This window comes from Streptomyces sp. NPDC032472 (genome assembly GCF_040636955.1).
Taxonomy (GTDB): domain Bacteria; phylum Actinomycetota; class Actinomycetes; order Streptomycetales; family Streptomycetaceae; genus Streptomyces.
Genome location: NZ_JBEZVK010000020.1, coordinates 1 through 18,605 on the forward strand (window position 1 = coordinate 1; position 18,605 = coordinate 18,605).

General features: G+C 73.5%; 17 protein-coding genes. 6 read left to right on the forward strand and 11 right to left on the reverse strand.

All coding sequences use genetic code 11. The features are described from left to right. Both AB0F11_RS15785 and trpS read left to right on the forward strand, forming a co-directional pair. The coding region (locus AB0F11_RS15785; RefSeq protein WP_362173027.1) for a hypothetical protein at nucleotides 1-263 on the forward strand (263 nt) is incomplete at its 5' end. Between the two features lie 489 nt (nucleotides 264-752). Next, on the forward strand, nucleotides 753-1,751 hold the full coding sequence (trpS, locus tag AB0F11_RS15790) for a tryptophan--tRNA ligase (protein WP_362173030.1): 999 nt from the start codon (nucleotides 753-755) through the stop codon (nucleotides 1,749-1,751). A gap of 84 nt (nucleotides 1,752-1,835) precedes the next feature. On the opposite strand, the gene proC is transcribed toward trpS, so the two are convergent. From proC to AB0F11_RS15815, 5 genes are all read right to left on the reverse strand, one after another. Then, a complete protein-coding gene (gene proC / locus AB0F11_RS15795) occupies nucleotides 1,836-2,645 on the reverse strand; it encodes a pyrroline-5-carboxylate reductase (protein WP_362173033.1) in 810 nt (269 codons plus the stop codon). A 95-nt stretch (nucleotides 2,646-2,740) separates the two neighbouring features. Beyond that, nucleotides 2,741-3,532 carry an ABC transporter permease gene (locus tag AB0F11_RS15800; RefSeq protein ID WP_362173036.1) on the reverse strand — a complete coding sequence of 264 codons (792 nt, stop codon included), beginning with the start codon at nucleotides 3,530-3,532 and terminating at the stop codon, nucleotides 2,741-2,743. Beyond that, nucleotides 3,529-4,341 (reverse strand): ABC transporter ATP-binding protein, encoded by an 813-nt coding sequence (locus AB0F11_RS15805; RefSeq protein ID WP_362173355.1) that lies wholly within the window; start codon nucleotides 4,339-4,341, stop codon nucleotides 3,529-3,531. Before AB0F11_RS15805 ends, AB0F11_RS15800 begins: the two co-directional genes overlap by 4 nt. A 93-nt stretch (nucleotides 4,342-4,434) precedes the next feature. Then, on the reverse strand, nucleotides 4,435-4,971 hold the full coding sequence (locus tag AB0F11_RS15810) for a hypothetical protein (protein WP_362173039.1): 537 nt from the start codon (nucleotides 4,969-4,971) through the stop codon (nucleotides 4,435-4,437). Between the two features lie 76 nt (nucleotides 4,972-5,047). Next, a complete protein-coding gene (locus AB0F11_RS15815) occupies nucleotides 5,048-5,350 on the reverse strand; it encodes an SH3 domain-containing protein (protein ID WP_362173042.1) in 303 nt (100 codons plus the stop codon). Nucleotides 5,351-5,455: 105 nt separating this feature from the next. On the opposite strand from AB0F11_RS15815, the gene AB0F11_RS15820 reads away from it, so the two are divergent. Continuing rightward, the gene (locus AB0F11_RS15820) at nucleotides 5,456-7,651 is read left to right on the forward strand and encodes a protein kinase (RefSeq protein WP_362173045.1); all 2,196 of its coding nucleotides are present in this window, start codon (nucleotides 5,456-5,458) and stop codon (nucleotides 7,649-7,651) included. 474 nt (nucleotides 7,652-8,125) lie between these two features. Here the strand turns inward: AB0F11_RS15820 and ilvD are convergent, their stop codons facing one another. The 4 genes from ilvD to AB0F11_RS15840 form a co-directional block, all read right to left on the reverse strand. Then, the gene (ilvD, locus tag AB0F11_RS15825; RefSeq protein WP_362173048.1) at nucleotides 8,126-9,976 is read right to left on the reverse strand and encodes a dihydroxy-acid dehydratase; all 1,851 of its coding nucleotides are present in this window, start codon (nucleotides 9,974-9,976) and stop codon (nucleotides 8,126-8,128) included. Nucleotides 9,977-10,101: 125 nt separating this feature from the next. Beyond that, entirely contained in the window at nucleotides 10,102-10,749 is a 648-nt protein-coding gene (locus AB0F11_RS15830) for a TetR family transcriptional regulator (RefSeq protein ID WP_362173051.1), read from the reverse strand. After that, a complete protein-coding gene (locus AB0F11_RS15835; protein WP_362173053.1) occupies nucleotides 10,746-11,579 on the reverse strand; it encodes a sugar phosphate isomerase/epimerase in 834 nt (277 codons plus the stop codon). The genes AB0F11_RS15830 and AB0F11_RS15835 overlap by 4 nt, the downstream gene beginning before the upstream one ends. A 100-nt stretch (nucleotides 11,580-11,679) precedes the next feature. After that, on the reverse strand, nucleotides 11,680-12,627 hold the full coding sequence (locus AB0F11_RS15840; RefSeq protein ID WP_362173056.1) for a Ppx/GppA phosphatase family protein: 948 nt from the start codon (nucleotides 12,625-12,627) through the stop codon (nucleotides 11,680-11,682). Nucleotides 12,628-12,690: 63 nt separating this feature from the next. Here AB0F11_RS15840 and AB0F11_RS15845 point away from each other — a divergent pair, with 63 nt between their 5' ends. Beyond that, nucleotides 12,691-13,539, forward strand: coding sequence for a hypothetical protein (locus AB0F11_RS15845; protein ID WP_362173059.1), 849 nt, complete (start codon nucleotides 12,691-12,693; stop codon nucleotides 13,537-13,539). A 144-nt stretch (nucleotides 13,540-13,683) separates the two neighbouring features. Here the strand turns inward: AB0F11_RS15845 and AB0F11_RS15850 are convergent, their stop codons facing one another. Continuing rightward, nucleotides 13,684-13,884: an antitoxin gene (locus AB0F11_RS15850; RefSeq protein ID WP_362173062.1), complete on the reverse strand. Its 201-nt coding sequence runs from the start codon at nucleotides 13,882-13,884 to the stop codon at nucleotides 13,684-13,686. 89 nt (nucleotides 13,885-13,973) lie between these two features. Further along, nucleotides 13,974-15,704 carry a hypothetical protein gene (locus tag AB0F11_RS15855; protein ID WP_362173064.1) on the reverse strand — a complete coding sequence of 577 codons (1,731 nt, stop codon included), beginning with the start codon at nucleotides 15,702-15,704 and terminating at the stop codon, nucleotides 13,974-13,976. A gap of 207 nt (nucleotides 15,705-15,911) precedes the next feature. On the opposite strand from AB0F11_RS15855, the gene radA reads away from it, so the two are divergent. Both radA and disA read left to right on the forward strand, forming a co-directional pair. Next, nucleotides 15,912-17,324 (forward strand): DNA repair protein RadA, encoded by a 1,413-nt coding sequence (radA, locus tag AB0F11_RS15860; protein ID WP_362173066.1) that lies wholly within the window; start codon nucleotides 15,912-15,914, stop codon nucleotides 17,322-17,324. Between the two features lie 149 nt (nucleotides 17,325-17,473). After that, nucleotides 17,474-18,598, forward strand: coding sequence for a DNA integrity scanning diadenylate cyclase DisA (disA, locus tag AB0F11_RS15865; RefSeq protein WP_362173070.1), 1,125 nt, complete (start codon nucleotides 17,474-17,476; stop codon nucleotides 18,596-18,598). Nucleotides 18,599-18,605: the final 7 nt, after the last annotated feature.

Sequence of the window (18,605 nt, forward strand, 5' to 3'; positions counted from 1 at the left end):
ATCCACCGAAGTGGACGGGGTATCAACTTCTGGCGTTGATTTTTGGCACGCTGTTGAGTTCTCAAGGAACGGACGCTTCCTTTGTACTCACCCTCTCGGGCTTTCCTCCGGGCTTTCGTTCTTCGTTTTTTCTTTCTTGCGGTTCAGACTCTATCAGAGTCTTTCTCGCTCCGCCTTCCGGGCTTTCGCTTTCGCGTTTTCCCTTTCGGCGGTTCCGACTCTATCAGATCCTTTCGGGCCTGACTCCCGGTCAGCGGGATTAGCCGTTCCGGCCGTTGGGCCTTCGCGACGAGTGAGACATTAGCGGATTCCTTGCCCCCGAACCTAATCGGCGACTGCGTCCTAGAACGCGGATTCCTCATTCGCAAATACGCATGAAAACGAGACGGCAGAGTGCGCCGTTCGTTCGAGTGTGTAGTGCGGGATGGCTGTCCGGGGACCGACCAAGGTCGGCGCTCACGTCGGACAACTCGAAGAACCTTACGGATCGCGCACTGGTGTGTCAACCTCCGGAACTCCCGGACAGGAGCCGTCCGAAGGGCTAGCCTGGCCCCCATGACTACGCATGCGCTCACGCTCAGCCTTCGCTGGTGGGCCGCCTGACGGCGGCCGGACCTCCACGCGAGCACGCATGCGCTCACGGCCGCCGCCTCGGCGGCCGTTTCTGTTTCTCCCTCAGGGAGTGGCTCGGTCGCCCGGCGCGGTGGCCGCGTCACCGACCCGCACCACCACTCACAGGGAGAGCAGCAGACATGACGAGGATCTTCAGCGGGATCACGCCGTCCGGGCACCTGACGCTGGGCAACTACCTCGGGGCCCTGCGGCAGTGGGTCGCGGCCGAGCACGCACCCGCGGACGCCCTGTTCTGCGTGGTCGACCTGCACGCCCTGACCGTCGAACACGATCCGGCACGCGTGCGGCGCCTCAGCCGGCAGGCCGCGACGCTCTTCCTTGCCGCCGGGCTGGATCCGCGGCAGTGCACCCTCTTCGTACAGAGCCACGTCGGCGAGCACACCCGGCTCTCCTACCTGTTGGAGTGCACCGCCACCGACGGAGAGCTGCGGCGGATGATCCAGTACCGGGAGAAGGCGGCGAAGGCCGAGGCCGCGGGTCAGGGCGTACGGCTGTCGCTGCTGACGTATCCCGTGCTGATGGCCGCCGACATCCTGGCCTACGCGGCGGACGAGGTGCCGGTGGGCGAGGACCAGCGGCAGCACGTGGAGCTGACCCGGGATCTGGCGGTGCGGTTCAACCAGCGGTACGGGCACACGTTCACCGTGCCCAGGGTGACACTGCCCGCCGTGGGCGCGCGGGTCATGGACCTGCAGGACCCGGGCTCGAAGATGGGCAAGTCCAGTGCGAACGGCGCCGGGATCGTCTACCTGCTCGACGAGCCGGCGGTGATCACCAAGAAGGTGATGCGGGCCGTGACGGACAGCGGGGACGGCGGGGTGGTCTACGACCGGGCCGAGCGGCCCGGGGTGGCGAACCTGCTGGACATCCTCGCCGCCTGTACGGGCGGGGAGCCGGAGAAGCTGGCCGACGGGTACTCGCAGTACGGGCCGCTGAAGCGGGACGTCGCCGACGCCGTGGTGGAGCTGCTGCGTCCGCTGCAGGAGCGGCACGCCGAGCTGGCGGCCGATCCCGGCGAGGTGGAGCGGGTGCTGCGGGAGGGGGCCGGGCGGGCGCGGGCCATCGCGCGGCCGGTGGTGGACCGGGCGTACGAGGCGATCGGGCTGCTGGCCCCGTGAAACCGGTGGACCGGTGGAGGTCAGGGCGGCCCGCGCGCATGCGGGGGCCGCTCGTCCCTTCGTACGGCTCGTGGGTCTCGTACGTCAGTTGCTGCCGGAGGCGAGTTCGCGGCTGCGGTCGCGGGCCGCTTCGAGGGCGGCGATGAGGGCGGCGCGCACACCGTGGCGTTCGAGTTCGACGATGGCGTTGATGGTGGTGCCGGCGGGGCTGGTGACGGCCTCGCGGAGCTTGACGGGGTGTTCGCCGCTGTCGCGGAGCATCACGGCGGCGCCGATCGCGGCCTGGACGATGAGGTCGTGGGCCTGGGCGCGGGGCAGGCCGAGGAGGATGCCGGCGTCGGTCATCGCCTCCACGAGGAAGTAGAAGTAGGCGGGTCCGGAGCCGGAGAGGGCGGTGGCGGCGTCCTGCTGGGACTCGGGGACGCGCAGGGTCTTGCCGACGCCGCCGAAGATCTCCTCGGCGTGGGCGAGGTGCGCGGCGGTGGCGTGGCTGCCGGCCGAGATGACGGACATGGCCTCGTCGACGAGGGCGGGGGTGTTGGTCATGACGCGGACGACGGGGGTGCCGGGGGCGAGCCGCTCCTCGAAGAAGGAGGTGGGGATGCCGGCGGCGCCGCTGATGACCAGGCGGTCGGCGGGGACGTGCGGGGCGAGCTCTTCGAGGAGCTTGCCCATGTCCTGCGGCTTGACGGTGAGGATGAGGGTGTCGGCGCGCTTGGCGGCTTCGGCGTTGCTGACGGCCTCGACGCCGTAGCGGGAGCGGAGCTCCTCGGCGCGTTCGGCGCGACGGGCGGTGACGAGGAGCTTTCCGGCGGGCCAGCCTCCGCGGATCATTCCGCTGAGCAGGGCCTCGCCGATCTTTCCGGTACCGAGGACTGCGACTGTCTGGGTCATGCCCGAATTCACCTCGCCGAACTGACGGACGTACGTCGTACGCGGCCATCCTTGCACTCGGGCGGGGTGCGGGGGGCGTGGTGTCCGCTCCGTGGTCAGGGGGTGCGGCGGCGGAGGGTGGCCGCGCCGAGGGCGAGGACGAGCAGGGCGCAGGCGGCGACGATCACGGCGTCGCGGACGAAGTCGGCGGTCATGTCGGTGTGGGTGAGGACCTGGGTCATGCCGTCGACTGCGTACGACATGGGCAGGACGTCGGAGACGGCTTCGAGGGCGGGCTGCATGGTGTTGCGGGCCGCGAAGAGGCCGCACAGCAGCAGCTGGGGGAAGATCACGGCCGGCATGAACTGGACGGCCTGGAACTCGGAGGCCGCGAAGGCGGAGACGAACAGGCCGAGCGCGGTGCCGAGGAGGGCGTCGAGGAGGGCGACGAGCAGGAGCAGCCAGGGCGAGCCGACGACGTCGAGGCCGAGGAGCCACAGGGCGAGGCCGGTGGCGAGGAGGGACTGGACGACGGCGACGGCGCCGAAGGCGAGGGCGTAGCCGGCGATGAGGTCGCCCTTGCCCAGCGGCATGGCGAGGAGGCGTTCGAGGGTGCCGGAGGTGCGTTCGCGCAGGGTGGCGATGGAGGTCACCAGGAACATGGTGATGAGGGGGAAGATCCCGAGGAGGGATGCGCCGATGCTGTCGAAGGTGCGGGGGCTGCCGTCGAAGACGTAGCGCAGCAGGGTCAGCATCAGTACGGGAACGAGCAGCATCAGGGCGATGGAGCGCGGGTCGTGGCGCAGTTGGCGCAGGACGCGGCCGGCGGTGGCGGTGGTGCGGGCGGCGCTGATGGCCCGGGTGGCGGGGATGGCCGGCGTGGCGGGGGTGGCCGGGGTGGTGGTCATCGCGGTTGCTCCTGGGGTCGGGGTGCGCGGGCGGCGGCCTCGTCGACGAGGCGGAGGAAGCCCTCCTCGACGGTGGCGGAGTGGGTGCGGGTGCGCAGGGCGTCGGGGGTGTCCTGGGCGAGGAGGCGGCCCTCGCGCATGAGGAGCAGGTCGTGGCAGCGCTCGGCCTCGTCCATGACGTGGGAGGAGACGAGGATCGTGGTGCCGCGGCCGGCGGCGAGCTCGTGGAAGAGGTTCCACAGGTCGCGTCGCAGGACGGGGTCGAGGCCGACGGTGGGTTCGTCGAGGACGAGGAGTTCGGGGGTGCCGAGCAGGGCGACGGCGAGGGAGACGCGGCTGCGCTGGCCGCCGGAGAGGTCGCCGGCGAGGGCGTCGGCGCGGCCGGTGAGGTCGACGTCGGCGATGGCGCGGGTGACGGCGGCGCGGCGGCGGTCGGCGGCGGCGCGGCCGGGGTCGAGGACGGCGGCGAAGTAGTCGAGGTTCTGGCGGACGGTGAGGTCGTCGTAGACGGAGGGCGCCTGGGTGACGTAGCCGATGCGGGAGCGGAGCTCGGGGTGGCCGGCGGGGCGGCCGAGGACGTCGAGGGTGCCGGTGACGTGGGCCTGGGTGCCGACGACGGCGCGCATGAGGGTGGACTTGCCGCAGCCGGAGGGGCCGAGGAGGCCGGTGATGCGGCCGCGGGGGACGTCGAAGGCGAGGGAGTCGAGGACGATGCGGGGGTGTCGGCCGGTGCCGCGGCGGACGGTGAGGGCGTGGGCGTGGACGGCGGCGGCGGTCGCGTCGGGGGCGCCCCGCTCTGCATTATTCATCACGTGATGAATAATGCTCCTGGCTGTGCCGGGGCGTCAACAGGCTGGGGGCCGCGAGGTGACCGAGCCGAGGGCCGGCCGGCGGCTCGGGCGTTACTTCTTGCGCTTGGGGCGGCGCGCCGCCGGGTTGCCCGTGCGGCTGCTGCGGCGGCGGTCGTACTCCGCCTTGGCGCGCTCGTACTCGGTGCGGCGCAGCTTCTCGCCGGGTGCCTCGGAGAGGCAGCGCAGGAAGTAGGCGATGAGGGAGCCGATGAAACCGATCGTCTTCAGGCCCTTGAGGGCGGCCTCGTCCGAGGACGGCCGCGGGCGGCTGCCGAAGGACTCCCAGGTCTTGGCGAAGGCGATGGCGCTGGCGATCGCGAAGAGGACGACGACGGAGATGCTGAGGAACGGGCCGACGTTGCCGATCTCCAGGCCTTCGTAGGCCATGCGCAGCAGGTAGGCCGCGACGAAGGCGGCGCCGAGCGAGCCGGCCGCGAGGGCGACGCGGCGCAGGGCGTAGCCGCCGTCGTGCGCCACCCAGGTGGTGCCGAAGAAGCGGATCGGCTCCGGCTGGGGGCCGACCGGTGCGGCCGGGGCGGCGGCCGGGGTGGCCGGCGCGGCGGGGGTCTGCTGCTGCTCGTCGCTCACATCGGCGATTATCCCCCGCCGGCGCGCAGCGGCCCGGGCCGTCTCACGTGTCAGACGGACCGGGCTCCGCCGCGGGTCAGCTGCAGGCGGAGGCGACGTAGCCGTCGCTGCCGGTGCGGACGTAGGCGTCGGAGACGAACTCGCCGTTGCCGACGCAGTCCCAGATGCCGGTGGTGCCGTACGGGCCGCTGACCCTCTCGCCGTCCGTCTGGCAGCGGATCGTGACGGACGCCCCGTACGGGAGGACCCTGACGAGGGAATAGGCGGTGCCGGGACCGCTGCGGACGTTCACCCGATAGCCCGGGGCGACCGGGAACGTCTGGAATCCGGACCCGGAATCGAGGGTCTGGAATTGGCTGGATTCGTTCTCTGCCGACATGCGGAAACTCCCCCCTTGGCATTGCTCTGCGCAACTCGCGCAGGTTAGCAGGCCCTTGGAGATGCGTACGGGGCATCGACTAGGCTCCCGCGGGGGTGGTGAGCGGTGCAGTCGCGGCGCGCGGACTACGTGGGCTTTCCGGAATACGCCGGCCAGTACCGGCTCGAGTCCGTGCTCGGATCCGGCGGCATGGGTGTCGTCCATCTGGCCACGTCCGGCTCCGGGCTGAAACTCGCCGTCAAGATCGTGCACCCCCAGCACGCGGTCGACCCGGAATTCCGCGCCCGGTTCCGGCAGGAGGTCACCGCCGCGCGGCGGGTCAGCGGGGCGTTCACTGCGCCCGTCGTGGACGCCGACCCCGACGCGGAGCGGCCCTGGATGGCCACGCTGTTCATCGACGCCCCGACGCTGTCCGAGCGCGTACGGGAACGGGTGCTGGACGAGGCCGAACTGATGCGGCTCGCGGCGGGGCTGGCGGAGGCGCTGCGCGACATCCACCGGGCCGGGGTCGTGCACCGGGACCTGAAGCCGAGCAATGTGCTGATGGCGCCGGACGGGGTGCGGGTGATCGACTTCGGGATCTCCCGGCCCGCCGACAGCGATCTGCGCACCGAGACGGGGAAGCTGATCGGGACGCCGCCGTTCATGGCGCCCGAGCAGTTCCAGCGGCCGCGGGAGGTCGGGTCGGCCGCGGACGTGTTCGCGCTGGGGGCCGTTCTGGTGCACGCGGCCACCGGGCGGGGACCCTTCGACTCCGACAGCCACTATCTGGTGGCCTACCAGGTGGTGCACGGCGAGCCCGATCTGACCGGGCTGCCGGCGCCGCTCGCGCCGCTCGTGGCGCGGTGCCTGGCGAAGGATCCGGCCGAGCGGCCCACGGCCGACGCGCTGATCTCGGCGATGCGGGCGCTGGCGTACCCGACGGGTGAGGACACCCAGACCTTCGTGCCGCGGCCGCGGCGGCCCGTATCCGCGCCGCCGTCGCCGACGCTCGGGACGGCCGAGGCTGCGACGCACCGGCGCGATCGGGTGGGCGTCCCCGCCGAGCCGGAGCCCGGACGGGGGCGGCGGACCAGGGTGGCGCTGGCCGCGGGGGCGGGGCTGCTGCTGGTGCTCGGTGGGGTGGTGGGTGGCTGCTGGTACCTGTGGGGTGGGGGTGACGCCGGCGGGACGACGCCGGCAGGGCGGACGGCGGCTGCGGGCGTGGGTGCGGGTGCGGCCAAGCCGTTCGCGCCGTGGTCGCGGGTGCTGGGGCGGCCGGCGGGCGGGGCCGCGGGGTCGGCCGGGACCGCGCCGTCGGCGTGCTCCTGGGCCGAGGGGGCGCTGTACTGCGCGGGCTACGGGCTGGGTGCGGCCCGGCTGGATCCGGCCGACGGCTCGGTGGTGTGGTCCGTGCAGGCCTCCCCCGGCACGGTGGAGACCGCCGCTCCGCTGCACGACGCCGGGCTGGTGCTGACCACGTCGGCCGCCGGGCGGACGCTGCAGGCGCTGGATCCGGCGACCGGGGCGGAGCGGTGGAAGCGGGTGCTGCTCGCCGGGTCGCGGGTCGTGCCGGCCGGGCCGCGGGTGGTGATCGCGCTGCCGGACGGGAAGGCGATCTCCGTGGACGCGGCCACCGGGGTCGCGCAGTGGACCAAGCCGTTCGGCGGGGTGGGGTCGGTGTGGCGGGCCGGCGAGGCGCCGGCCGGGGGCGCGAGTCCGCCGCTGTACGTGGCCACGCCGGCCGCCGACGGGAAGTCCACCCAGGTATCGGAGGTCGACCCGGTCTCGGGCGCGGTGCGGGCGCTGGCCCGGACGCCGGGGGTCGCGGAGCCGGTGGGTGTGGCGGGGGGCGGGCTGTACCTGCTGGAGAACGACGCGGAGTCGATGACCCGGTCCGTACTGCGGGTCGACCTCGGGTCGCGGGCGGCGGTGCGGGCAGTGAAGCTGTCGGCGCCGCTGCTGCAGGCGCAGGCGGCCGTGGGGGCGGACGGCACGGTGTACGCCTTCGGGGTGTCGGGGGCGCTGGTGGCGGTGGGGGCGGAGCGGGAGGACTGGCGGCTGCAGACCGGGGTGACGGCGGCGTCGCGGCCCGCCCTTGGCGCCGACCGGCGGGTGTATCTCACCGCCGTGGACGGGCGGCTGCTGGCGGTGGACGGCACCGCGGGGCGCCTGATCGGCCAGACCCCGCCCCGCATGACGACGGGCCGGGGCTTCACCGCGACCCTCCCGGCCCCGGTCGCGGCCCCCGACCGCGTCTTCGCCTCGGCCCCCGACGGCACGGTCTTCGCGGTCCCGACCCACGACCCCTCCGCCTGGTAGCCCCGGGCCCGGCGGGGGCAGGGCAGCGGCTGAAGTCGCCGCCCCCGGCGCCCGGCGGAGCCGGATTCCCTGGGGCTCCGCCCCAAACCCCGCGCCTCAAACGCCGGCGAGGCTGAAATGGCCGACCCCCGCTGCGAAGGCCCGAGGCCGATACGGATTGCCCACACCCGCTTCGCCGACGCATTGGACGGGAGCCCGGCGACTCCAGCCCCGCCGGCGACTGAGGCGCGGGCCCGGGCAGAGCCCGGTACCCGGCGAAGCCGGGATCCCTGGCGCCCCGCCCCAAACCCCGCGCCTCAAACGCCGACGGAGCTGAAATGGCCGACCCTCGGCTTCGAAAGCGGAGGGACTGTTCGGGTTCCCAGCCGGCTCCGCCGACGGCTGGGACGAGAGACCGGCAAGAATCAGCCCCGCCCCGCCGCGAAAAGCGGGGGTAGCCGGGTGCCCCGCCCGGGGTGGTCGGGCGGGGGCGGGTCAGGCCAGCTTTGAGACGTCGCGGACGGCGCCCTTGTCGGCGCTTGTGGCCATGGCCGCGTAGGCGCGAAGGGCTGCCGAGACCTGGCGCTCACGGTTCTTCGGGGCGTAGACGCCGCCCAGCGCCTCCCGGCGGGCCGCCAGCGTGGCCTCGTCGACCAGGAGGTCGATCGAGCGGTTCGGGATGTCGATCCGGATCCGGTCGCCGTCCTCGACCAGGGCGATGGTGCCGCCCGACGCCGCCTCCGGCGAGGCGTGGCCGATGGACAGCCCCGAGGTGCCGCCGGAGAAGCGGCCGTCGGTGATCAACGCACAGGTCTTGCCGAGGCCGCGGCCCTTGAGGAAGGAGGTCGGGTAGAGCATCTCCTGCATGCCGGGGCCGCCGCGCGGGCCCTCGTAGCGGATGACGACCACGTCGCCGGGCCGGACCTGCTTCGACAGGATCTTCTCCACCGCCTCGTCCTGCGATTCGCAGACCACCGCCGGGCCCTCGAAGGTCCAGATGGACTCGTCCACGCCGGCCGTCTTCACCACGCAGCCGTCTTCGGCGATGTTGCCCTTGAGGACGGCGAGGCCGCCGTCCTTGCTGTACGCGTGCTCGACGGAGCGGATGCAGCCGCCCTCGGCGTCGAGGTCGAGGGATTCCCACCGCTCGGACTGGGAGAAGGCGGTGGCGGAGCGCTTGCAGCCGGGGGCGGCGTGCCACAGCTCCATGGCTTCGGCGGAGGCGGTGCCGCTGCGGGCGTCCCAGGTGCCGAGCCAGTCCTCCAGGTTGGCCGAGTGGACCGTCGTGACGTCCTTGTTCAGAAGGCCGCCGCGGTGGAGCTCGCCGAGGATGGCGGGGATGCCGCCGGCGCGGTGCACGTCCTCCATGTAGTACGTGCCGCCGGGGGCGACGTTCGGTGCGACCTTCGCCAGGCAGGGGACGCGGCGCGAGACCTCGTCGATGTCCTTGAGGTCGTAGTCCAGGCCCGCCTCCTGGGCGGCGGCCAGCAGGTGCAGGATCGTGTTCGTCGAGCCGCCCATCGCGATGTCCAGGGCCATGGCGTTCTCGAAGGCCTGACGGGAGGCGATGTTGCGGGGCAGGACGGAGTGGTCGTCCTGCTCGTAGTGGCGCTTGGTGATCTCGACGATCGTCCGGCCGGCCTCCTCGTACAGGGCGCGGCGGGCGGTGTGCGTGGCGAGGACGGAGCCGTTGCCGGGCAGGGCCAGACCGATGGCCTCGGCGAGGCAGTTCATCGAGTTGGCGGTGAACATGCCGGAACAGGAGCCGCAGGTCGGGCAGGCGTTCTCCTCGATGCGCAGGACGTCCTCGTCGGAGACGTTCTCGTTGGACGCGTCGACCATGGCGTCGATCAGGTCGAGCTTGCGGACGGTGCCGTCGACGAGGGTGGCCTGGCCGGCCTCCATGGGGCCGCCGGAGACGAAGACGACCGGGATGTTGAGGCGCATGGCGGCCATCAGCATGCCGGGGGTGATCTTGTCGCAGTTGGAGATGCAGATCAGGGCGTCGGCGCAGTGGGCCTCGACCATGTACTCGACGCTGTCCGCGATCAGGTCGCGCGAGGGAAGCGAGTACAGCATGCCGGCGTGGCCCATGGCGATGCCGTCGTCCACCGCGATGGTGTTGAACTCGCGCGGGACGGCGCCGGCGGCGCGGATGGCGTCGGAGACGATCCGGCCGACGGGGGCGAGGTGGGTGTGGCCGGGGACGAACTCGGTGAAGGAATTGGCGACCGCGATGATCGGCTTGCCGATGTCCTCGCTCGCTACGCCCGAGGCGCGCATCAGGGCGCGGGCGCCCGCCATGTTGCGGCCGTGGGTGACAGTGCGGGACCTCAGCTCGGGCATCGGGTTCACTCCCCATGAGTGCGGTGGCGTCTGCGCGCCGCCGCGACTGTGGATATGGCTCGGTTACGAGGCTACGCCCCCGGCCCGGGATACGGACAGCTCGTCCGGATGTCGGGACGGGAGGGTCAGTCTTCGGTCAGGTACCGCTGCAGGGTGGGGGCCACCAGGGCGACGATCTCCTCCGGGTCGGCGGAGGCGAGCGGCTCGACCTGGACCACGTACCGCAGGATCGCGATGCCGACCATGTGCGAGGCGGCCAGCTCGGCCCGGAAGGTGGGCTCGGGGACGTCGAGGTCGGCGGCGACCCGCTCCAGGACGTGGCGCAGGACCAGCCCGCGCAGCACCTTGGCGGCGGCCTCGTGGGTGAGGGCCGAGCGGATCACGGCGAGGAGCGGGGCCCGGGTGACGGGGTTCTCCCAGATGCCGAGGAAGTAGCGGGCCAGGCGTTCGCCGATGCCGTCGGGGCCTTCGCCGAGGACGGCGGGGACGACGAGGGCGGGCTCCATGCTGAGCTCGATCGCGGTGGCGAAGAGCTCGTCCTTGCTGCCGAAGTAGTGGTGGACCAGGGCCGGGTCGACGCCGGCGGCCTTGGCGATGCCGCGGACGGAGGTCTTGTCGTAGCCGCGCGCGGCGAACTCGGAGCGGGCGGCGAGGCGGATGCGCTCCTGGGTGCCGGGGCCGTCGTCGGCCTCGTCCTGGCGGGGCCGGCCGGGGCCGCGGCGGCGGCGGACGGGCTTCGGGGGCTGGGGCGGCTCGGCGGCGGGCTCGGTCACGGGCGTCGGGCCGGGGTCGTACGGGAGGCGGAGGCGGCCAGGTGGAGGCGGGTGAAGGCCAGGGCCTCGGCGAGGTCGGCCTCGCGCTCCGCCGACGACATGGCGCGGCGGGTGTTGACCTCGATCACGACGTGCCCGGTGAAGCCGTTCACGGCGAGGCGTTCCAGCAGCTCGGCGCAGGGCTGGGTGCCGCGGCCCGGGACGAGGTGCTCGTCCTTGGCGGAGCCGTTGCCGTCGGCGAGGTGGACGTGGGCGAGCCGGTCGCCCATGCGGTCGACCATGGCGGTGGCGTCGGTGCGGGCGGTCGCGGTGTGGGAGAGGTCGACCGTGAAGTGCCGGTAGTCGTCCTTCGTGACGTCCCATTCGGGGGCGTACGCGAGCATCTCGCGGTCGCGGTAGCGCCAGGGGTACATGTTCTCCACGGCGAAGCGGACGTCGGTCTCCTCGGCCATCCGCCAGATGCCGGTGACGAAGTCCCGGGCGTACTGGCGCTGCCAGCGAAAGGGCGGGTGGACGACGACGGTGCTCGCGCCGAGCCGTTCGGCGGCCGCCTGCGCGCGCTGGAGCTTGGTCCACGGGTCGGTGGACCAGACGCGCTGGGTGATCAGCAGGCAGGGTGCGTGGATGGCGAGGACCGGGATGCCGTGGGTGTCGGAGAGGCGGCGCAGGGCGTCGATGTCCTGGCTGACCGGGTCCGTCCAGACCATGACCTCGACGCCGTCGTAGCCGAGGCGTGCGGCGATCTCGAAGGCGGTCGCCGTGGACTCCGGGTAGACGGAGGCGGTGGAGAGGGCGACTTTCGCGGTCGGGATGCGGACTGGTTCTGCCACGGGGACAGGGTACCGATGGCCTGCCGGGCCGGCTCCGGGCCCGGCGGGCTCTCCGGGCTCTCCGGGCGTCCGGGCGCCGGGCCGGCCGCCGGGCCGGGCGTCAGGTCGCGAGGTGGGTGTCATTGGGCAGGTGGTCCAGGCGGCGCAGGATGACGCCCTCGCGCAGGGCCCACGGGCAGATCTCCAGCGTCTCGACGCCGAACAGGTCCATCGCGCCCTCGGCGACCAGCGCCCCGGCCAGCAGCTGGGCGGCGCGCCCCTCGGAGACGCCGGGCAGGGCGGAGCGCTGGGCGGTGGTCATCGCCGCGAGCCGCGGCACCCACTCCTCCAGGTCCTTGCGGCTGAGGTCGCGCTGGACGTAGAGCCCGTCGGCGGAGCGGGCGGCGCCCGCGATGCGGGCCAGCTGCTTGAACGTCTTGGAGGTGGCGACGACGTGGTTCGGCGGCCCGAAGCGGGCGAACTCGCCGACCGTGCGGGCGATCTGGGCCCGGGCGTGCCGGCGCAGCGCGCGCACGTCGGCCGGGTCCGGCGGGTCGCCGGGGAGCCAGCCCGAGGTGAGGCGGCCGGCGCCCAGCGGGAGGGAGACGGCCGCGTCCGGGTCTTCGTCGATGCCGTACGCGATCTCCAGGGAGCCGCCGCCGATGTCGAGGACGAGCAGCTTGCCCGCGGACCAGCCGAACCAGCGGCGGGCGGCGAGGAAGGTCAGCCGGGCCTCGTCATCGCCGCTGAGGATGGGCAGGTCGATGCCGGTCTCCGCCTTGACCCGGGACAGGACCTCGTCGGCGTTGGTGGCCTCGCGCACGGCGCTGGTCGCGAAGGGCAGGACGTCCTCGCAGCCCTTGTCCTCTGCGGCCTGAACGGCGCCGGCGATCACCGAGAGCAGGCGCTTTATGCCCTCAGGGGTGACCGCTCCGTGCTCGTCGAGCAGCTGCGCGAGGCGCAGTTCCACCTTGTGGGAGTGCGCGGGCAGCGGGCGCGCACCGGGGTGCGCGTCCACCACGAGGAGATGGATCGTGTTGGAACCCACGTCAAGGACACCGAGTCTCATACGAGGAAACGCTACTGTGCGGCAGGAGTATGGGTGGCGTAAGGGGCGCTTAGGCTTGGGTTTGTGCCAAATACGAAGAAGGCCAACAAGTCCAAGAACACCAAGAAGGCCAAGGCCGCCGCGGATGCCGCGGGTGCCGCGGGGCGGGCTGCCGTGGCCGCAGTCGCCGGTGACGAGAAGGGGATCGACTTCGCCCGGGCCTGGGTGGAGTTCCCCGACCCCGCCGACGCCGAGCAGGTCTTCCGCTGCGACCTGACGTGGCTGACCTCGCGCTGGACGTGCATCTTCGGGAGCGGCTGCCAGGGCATCCAGGCCGGGCGGGCGGACGACGGCTGCTGCACGCTGGGCGCGCACTTCTCCGACGAGGACGACGAGAAGCGGGTCGCCGAGCACGTGGCGCGTCTGTCGCCGGAGCTGTGGCAGTTCCACGACGTGGGCACCGAGTCGGGGTGGGTGCAGAAGGACGAGGACGGCGAGCGGCAGACCCGCCGTTACGAGGGGGCCTGCATCTTCCTGAACCGGCCCGGCTTCCCGGCCGGGGCGGGCTGCTCGCTGCACATCCTGGCGCTGCGCGAGGGGCGTGAGCCGCTGGAGACCAAGCCGGACGTGTGCTGGCAGCTGCCGATCCGGCGTACGTACGAGTGGATCGACCGGCCGGACGACACGCGGGTGCTGCAGGTGTCGATCGGGGAGTACGACCGGCGCGGCTGGGGGCCGGGCGGGCACGACCTGCACTGGTGGTGCACGTCGGCGACCTCGGCGCACGGGGCAGGGGAGCCGGTGTACGTGTCGTACCGGGCGGAGCTGACGGAGCTGATGGGCAAGGAGGGGTACGCGGAGCTGGTGAAGCACTGCGAGGCGCGGCTGGCCTCGCTGCTGCCGATGGCCCCGCACCCCGCGGACCCGGTGTAGGGCGGCGGGTCCGGGGGAGGTCCACCGGGCCGTCCCCGGGCTGCGCGCGGCCCGGCCGGCCCCGAGGGCTGCGGCCGGGCCGTGCCGGTCCGTGGGGTGGGTGGGGTGCGCCCGGAAGAGCCGGCGGGGGGCTGGGGCCTGTCCCTAGGGCTGGGGCGGGTTCTCGCGGTCCTGCTGCTGGCCGGTGCCGAACTGGTGGCGGAGCTTCTCCTGGGCCATGTCGACCTGGGTCTGGTACTTGCTCTGGGTCTTCTCGTCGACCCTGTCGCCGCCCTTGTCGATGGCCTGGTCCGCCTGGGACTCGTGGCCCTTCAGCATGTGCTTGAGCTTGTCCAGCATGCTCATCTCGGCCTCCTCGGCCTCGGTGGTCCCGACCCCTCCAGGGTGGCCGCGGTGATCCCGATGCGCATGTCGTGACCGGGGTGGGGTGACGGCTACGGGCCGGCAGGGGTGCCGTCGGGGGGTGCGGAAACCGTTCCTCCGGATGCGGTCGGTGTCGGGGTGGGCGTCGGCGCCGGGGGCTCCGTGGGGGTCGGGGTCTCGGTGGGCGTGGGGGTCGGTGTCGGGGTGGGCTGCGTCGGCGGGGTGGGGCTCGGCGTCGGCTGCGGGGACTGCGCCGGCGGGGTCGGCGTGGGCGCGGGGCGGCCGCGGCCGCGGATGGCGATCACGGCTCCGGCCGGGTCCACGCCGACGCGGGCCGTCCAGGCGCCGACGGGCTCCTCGTCCGGGTCGACCGCGATGCGCACGGTGACCGATGCGCCGGGGGCCAGGGTGCCGGCGGTGCGGCTCGCGCGCAGCCAGGGGGCGTCGGACCACAGCCGCCAGTCCACGGGGGCCCCGCCGGAGGCGCTGAGGGTGAGCGTGGTGGTGTTCCCGTACGAGGTGGCGGCGACGGTGAGGCGGCCGGGAGCGCCGGGCCGGTCGGGCCGGCCGGGCGCGGCGGGCGGGCCGGCGCTGATCACCTCGACGGAGACGTCGGCGGGGGGCGCGGCATGCCCGGTGGGGAAGCCGGGGGTGCCGGTGGTGTGGGCGGTGGTGCCGGCGTTCTCGAAGGTCCTCATCGGGCGGCCGCCGGGGTGCGGCAGCGGGAGCCTGGACTCGCTGGCGGAGATGCGGGCTCCGTCGGTGCCGGGCTCGCCGGTGCTGGGCGCTCCCCGGTACGCGGCCCATAGAGCCAGGACCGGGGCGGCGACGACGGTGGCGACGACGGTGGTGGTCACGGCCCGGGCGCGCAGCCGGTCGCGGCGGGCGGCGCGGTCCCTGGGGTCCAGCGGGAAGCCGGTGCGGTCGAAGCGCGGGGCGGGGCGGCGGCCGCGGCCGGTGCGCTGCATGGCGGCGTGGACGGCGGTGCGGGGGGCCTGGACCAGGGGGAGGGCGGCGTCGACGCCGCAGGATCCGGGCCAGGGTGCGGCGGCGTCGACGCGTTCGGCGACGCGGCGGCATCGGGGGCAGTCGTCGACGTGCCGGACGAGTTCGGCGCGCAGGGTGGTGGAGAGCAGGACCTGTCCGTCGCCGGCGGTGAGCCGGGAGACCGAGGGGCAGCCGCCGGTCTCGACGACGGCGAGGGCGGCGCGGGTGCGCTCGACCTCGCAGGCGGCGGCGGCGAGGAGTTCGCGGGCGGTGGCGGGGGGCGTGCCGAGGACGGCGGCGAGCTCGGGGACGCCGAGCCGGTGGCGGACGGCGAGTTCGAGGGCCTCGCGCTGTTCGGGCGTGGTGCCGGCGGCCTCGGGCCAGGCGAGGCGGGCCAGCTCGGTGCGGCGGTAGGCGCTGACATCAAGGGGGCGGTGTGCCTCAGCCGCGCGGTCCGCTTCGGTGTGCGCGGGCGCGCGCCGGGCGGAATGCGCCCCCTGGCGGATGCGCCGCTGGTCGGTCAGCCGACGCAGGCAGCCCCAGCGGGCGAGGGCGTACAGCCAGGCCCGCCGTTCGCCCTCGTCGGGGCAGCGGCCCGGGTGGCGGTCGGCGACGGCGAGGACCTCGGCCAGCACGTCGGTGGCGGTGTCGTGGTCGCACAGGACCGACAGGCAGTAGGTGAACAGGCCGTCCAGGTACGGCTCGTGCCGGAAAGGGGGCGGCTGCTGTCCTTCGGGTCCCTCGGGGGGCGTGCGCCCGTGCGCCCGTTGTGCGCCGGTGCTCCGGGCGGCGGTTTCCTGGTTGCGGCTGGTCACCCTGGCGAAGGTAGGCGGCCGTCCCGCGGACGCCGTGAAGCCTTCAGCTGTTTTAGCCCTTACGGGTGACGAGATCGAACATGCGCTGACCGCGGCCCTGACGCGTGGCGTGCGCAGCCGGGTGCACAGCCGAGGCGCAGCCGGTACACAGCCGGGTGCGCAGCCGCGCGGGCGGGACTGTCGGCGGGGCCCGATACCGTGGTCGGCATGGCTGCCCGTACATCCCGATCGTCCGCCAAGGACCGGCCCTCCTACCGCTGCTCCGAGTGCGGCTGGACAACCGCGAAATGGCTCGGGCGGTGCCCCGAGTGCCAGGCCTGGGGCACCGTCGAGGAGATGGGCGCGCCCGCCGTGCGGACCACCGCGGCCGGCCGCGTCTCCACCGCCGCGCTCCCCATCGCCCAGGTCGACGGCCGTACGGCGACCGCCCGCAGCACGGGGGTCGACGAGCTGGACCGGGTCCTGGGCGGCGGGCTCGTGCCCGGCGCGGTGGTGCTGCTGGCAGGCGAGCCGGGCGTCGGCAAGTCGACGCTGCTGCTGGACGTGGCGGCGAAGGCCGCGAGCGGCGACCACCGCACCCTGTACGTGACGGGCGAGGAGTCGGCGAGCCAGGTGCGGCTGCGGGCCGACCGGATCAACGCGCTCAGCGACCACCTGTACCTGGCCGCCGAGACCGATCTGTCGGCGGTCCTCGGGCACCTCGACGCCGTGAAGCCCTCCCTGCTGGTCCTGGACTCCGTACAGACCGTGGCCTCGCCCGAGATCGACGGCGCCCCCGGCGGCATGGCCCAGGTGCGGGAGGTGGCCGGGGCGCTGATCCGGGCCTCCAAGGAGCGCGGGATGGCCACCCTGCTCGTCGGGCACGTCACCAAGGACGGGGCGATCGCGGGCCCGAGGCTGCTGGAGCACCTGGTGGACGTGGTGCTCAGCTTCGAGGGCGACCGGCACGCGCGTCTGCGCCTGGTGCGCGGCGTGAAGAACCGGTACGGGGCCACCGACGAGGTGGGCTGCTTCGAGCTGCACGACGAGGGGATCACCGGGCTCGCCGACCCGAGCGGGCTGTTCCTGACGCGGCGCGCCGAGCCGGTCCCGGGGACCTGTCTGACGGTGACGCTGGAGGGCAAGCGGCCGCTGGTCGCCGAGGTGCAGGCGCTGACGGTGGATTCGCAGATCCCCTCGCCGCGGCGGACCACCTCGGGCCTGGAGACCTCCCGGGTGTCGATGATGCTGGCGGTGCTGGAGCAGCGCGGGCGGATCAGCGCGCTCGGCAAGCGCGACATCTACAGCGCCACCGTGGGCGGGGTGAAGCTGACCGAGCCGGCCGCGGACCTGGCCATCGCGCTGGCCCTGGCGTCGGCCGCCAGCGACGTGCCGCTGCCGAAGAACCTGGTGGCGATCGGGGAGGTCGGCCTCGCGGGCGAGGTGCGCCGGGTGACCGGGGTGCAGCGGCGCCTGGCGGAGGCGCACCGGCTCGGTTTCACGCACGCCCTGGTGCCGGTCGACCCGGGGAAGGTGCCGCCCGGCATGAAGGTCACGGAGGTCGCGGACATGGGCGATGCGCTGCGGGTTCTGCCGCGGCGGCGGTCCCGCCCGACGGCCCGCGAGGAGGCTCCGCAGTAGCCCCGCAGGAGCCGCGGGAGGGCCCCGCGCAGGGTCCCCCGGGGGTGCACCTGGCCAAGCCACGGCGGGCGCGCAGCGCACGCCGGTAGACTTTGCGCTGGTCCGCCCGGCCGTGTGCAGGCGGCGCAACCCGCGACCGGAGGAGTGCAGTGGCAGCCAAGGACGGGGCAGCAGCATCCGGGAAGTCGGGCGCGAGCTCCAGGCAGGAGGCCATGATGCGTGCCTCGCTGAGCGCGGTCGCACCTGGTCAGCCCCTGCGCGACGGCTTGGAGAGGATCGTCCGCGGCAACACCGGCGGCCTCATCGTCCTCGGGATGGACAAGACCGTCGAGGCGATGTGCACGGGCGGTTTCGTCCTGGATGTCGAGTTCACCGCGACCCGGCTGCGCGAGCTGTGCAAGCTCGACGGCGCCCTCATCCTCGACAAGGACCTCACCAAGATCCTGCGGGCGGGCGTGCAGCTGGTGCCGGACGCCTCGATCCCGACGGAGGAGACCGGCACCCGGCACCGCACCGCGGACCGGGTGTCCAAGCAGTGCGGCTTCCCGGTCGTGTCCGTATCGCAGTCGATGAGGCTGATCGCCCTGTACGTGAACGGGGAGCGCCGCGTCCTGGAGGAGTCGGGCGCGATCCTGTCCCGGGCGAACCAGGCGCTGGCCACGCTGGAGCGGTACAAGCTGCGGCTCGACGAGGTCGCGGGCACGCTGTCGGCGCTGGAGATCGAGGATCTGGTCACGGTGCGCGACGTGACGGCGGTCGCGCAGCGGCTGGAAATGGTTCGCCGGATTGCCACGGAAATCGCGGAGTACGTGGTCGAACTGGGCACGGACGGCAGGCTGCTGTCGCTGCAGCTGGACGAGCTGACGGTCGGAATCGAGCAGGAGCGCGAGCTCGTGATCCGGGACTACGTGCCGGAGCCGACCGCGAGGCGGTCGCGGACGGTCGACGAGGCGCTGCCGGCGCTGGACGCGCTGTCGCACGCGGAGCTGCTGGAGCTGGGCATCGTGGCGAAGGCGCTGGGGTACACGGGCTCTCCGGAGACCCTGGACTCGGCGGTGTCCCCGCGCGGCTACCGGCTGCTGGCGAAGGTGCCGCGGCTGCCGGGGGCGATCATCGAGCGGCTGGTGGAGCACTTCGGCGGGCTGCAGAAGCTGCTGGCGGCCGGCGTGGACGACCTGCAGACGGTGGACGGCGTCGGCGAGGCCCGCGCCCGCAGCGTCCGCGAGGGCCTGTCGCGGCTGGCGGAATCGTCGATCCTGGAACGCTACGTCTAAGAACAGC

Coding starts and splice junctions, on each gene's coding strand:
- trpS (WP_362173030.1), top strand. CDS start 753: ATGACGAGGATCTTCAGCGGGATCACGCCGTCCGGGCACCTGACGCTG.
- proC (WP_362173033.1), bottom strand. CDS start 2,645: ATGACCCAGACAGTCGCAGTCCTCGGTACCGGAAAGATCGGCGAGGCC.
- AB0F11_RS15800 (WP_362173036.1), bottom strand. CDS start 3,532: ATGACCACCACCCCGGCCACCCCCGCCACGCCGGCCATCCCCGCCACC.
- AB0F11_RS15805 (WP_362173355.1), bottom strand. CDS start 4,341: ATGAATAATGCAGAGCGGGGCGCCCCCGACGCGACCGCCGCCGCCGTC.
- AB0F11_RS15815 (WP_362173042.1), bottom strand. CDS start 5,350: ATGTCGGCAGAGAACGAATCCAGCCAATTCCAGACCCTCGATTCCGGG.
- ilvD (WP_362173048.1), bottom strand. CDS start 9,976: ATGCCCGAGCTGAGGTCCCGCACTGTCACCCACGGCCGCAACATGGCG.
- AB0F11_RS15840 (WP_362173056.1), bottom strand. CDS start 12,627: ATGAGACTCGGTGTCCTTGACGTGGGTTCCAACACGATCCATCTCCTC.
- AB0F11_RS15850 (WP_362173062.1), bottom strand. CDS start 13,884: ATGAGCATGCTGGACAAGCTCAAGCACATGCTGAAGGGCCACGAGTCC.
- radA (WP_362173066.1), top strand. CDS start 15,912: ATGGCTGCCCGTACATCCCGATCGTCCGCCAAGGACCGGCCCTCCTAC.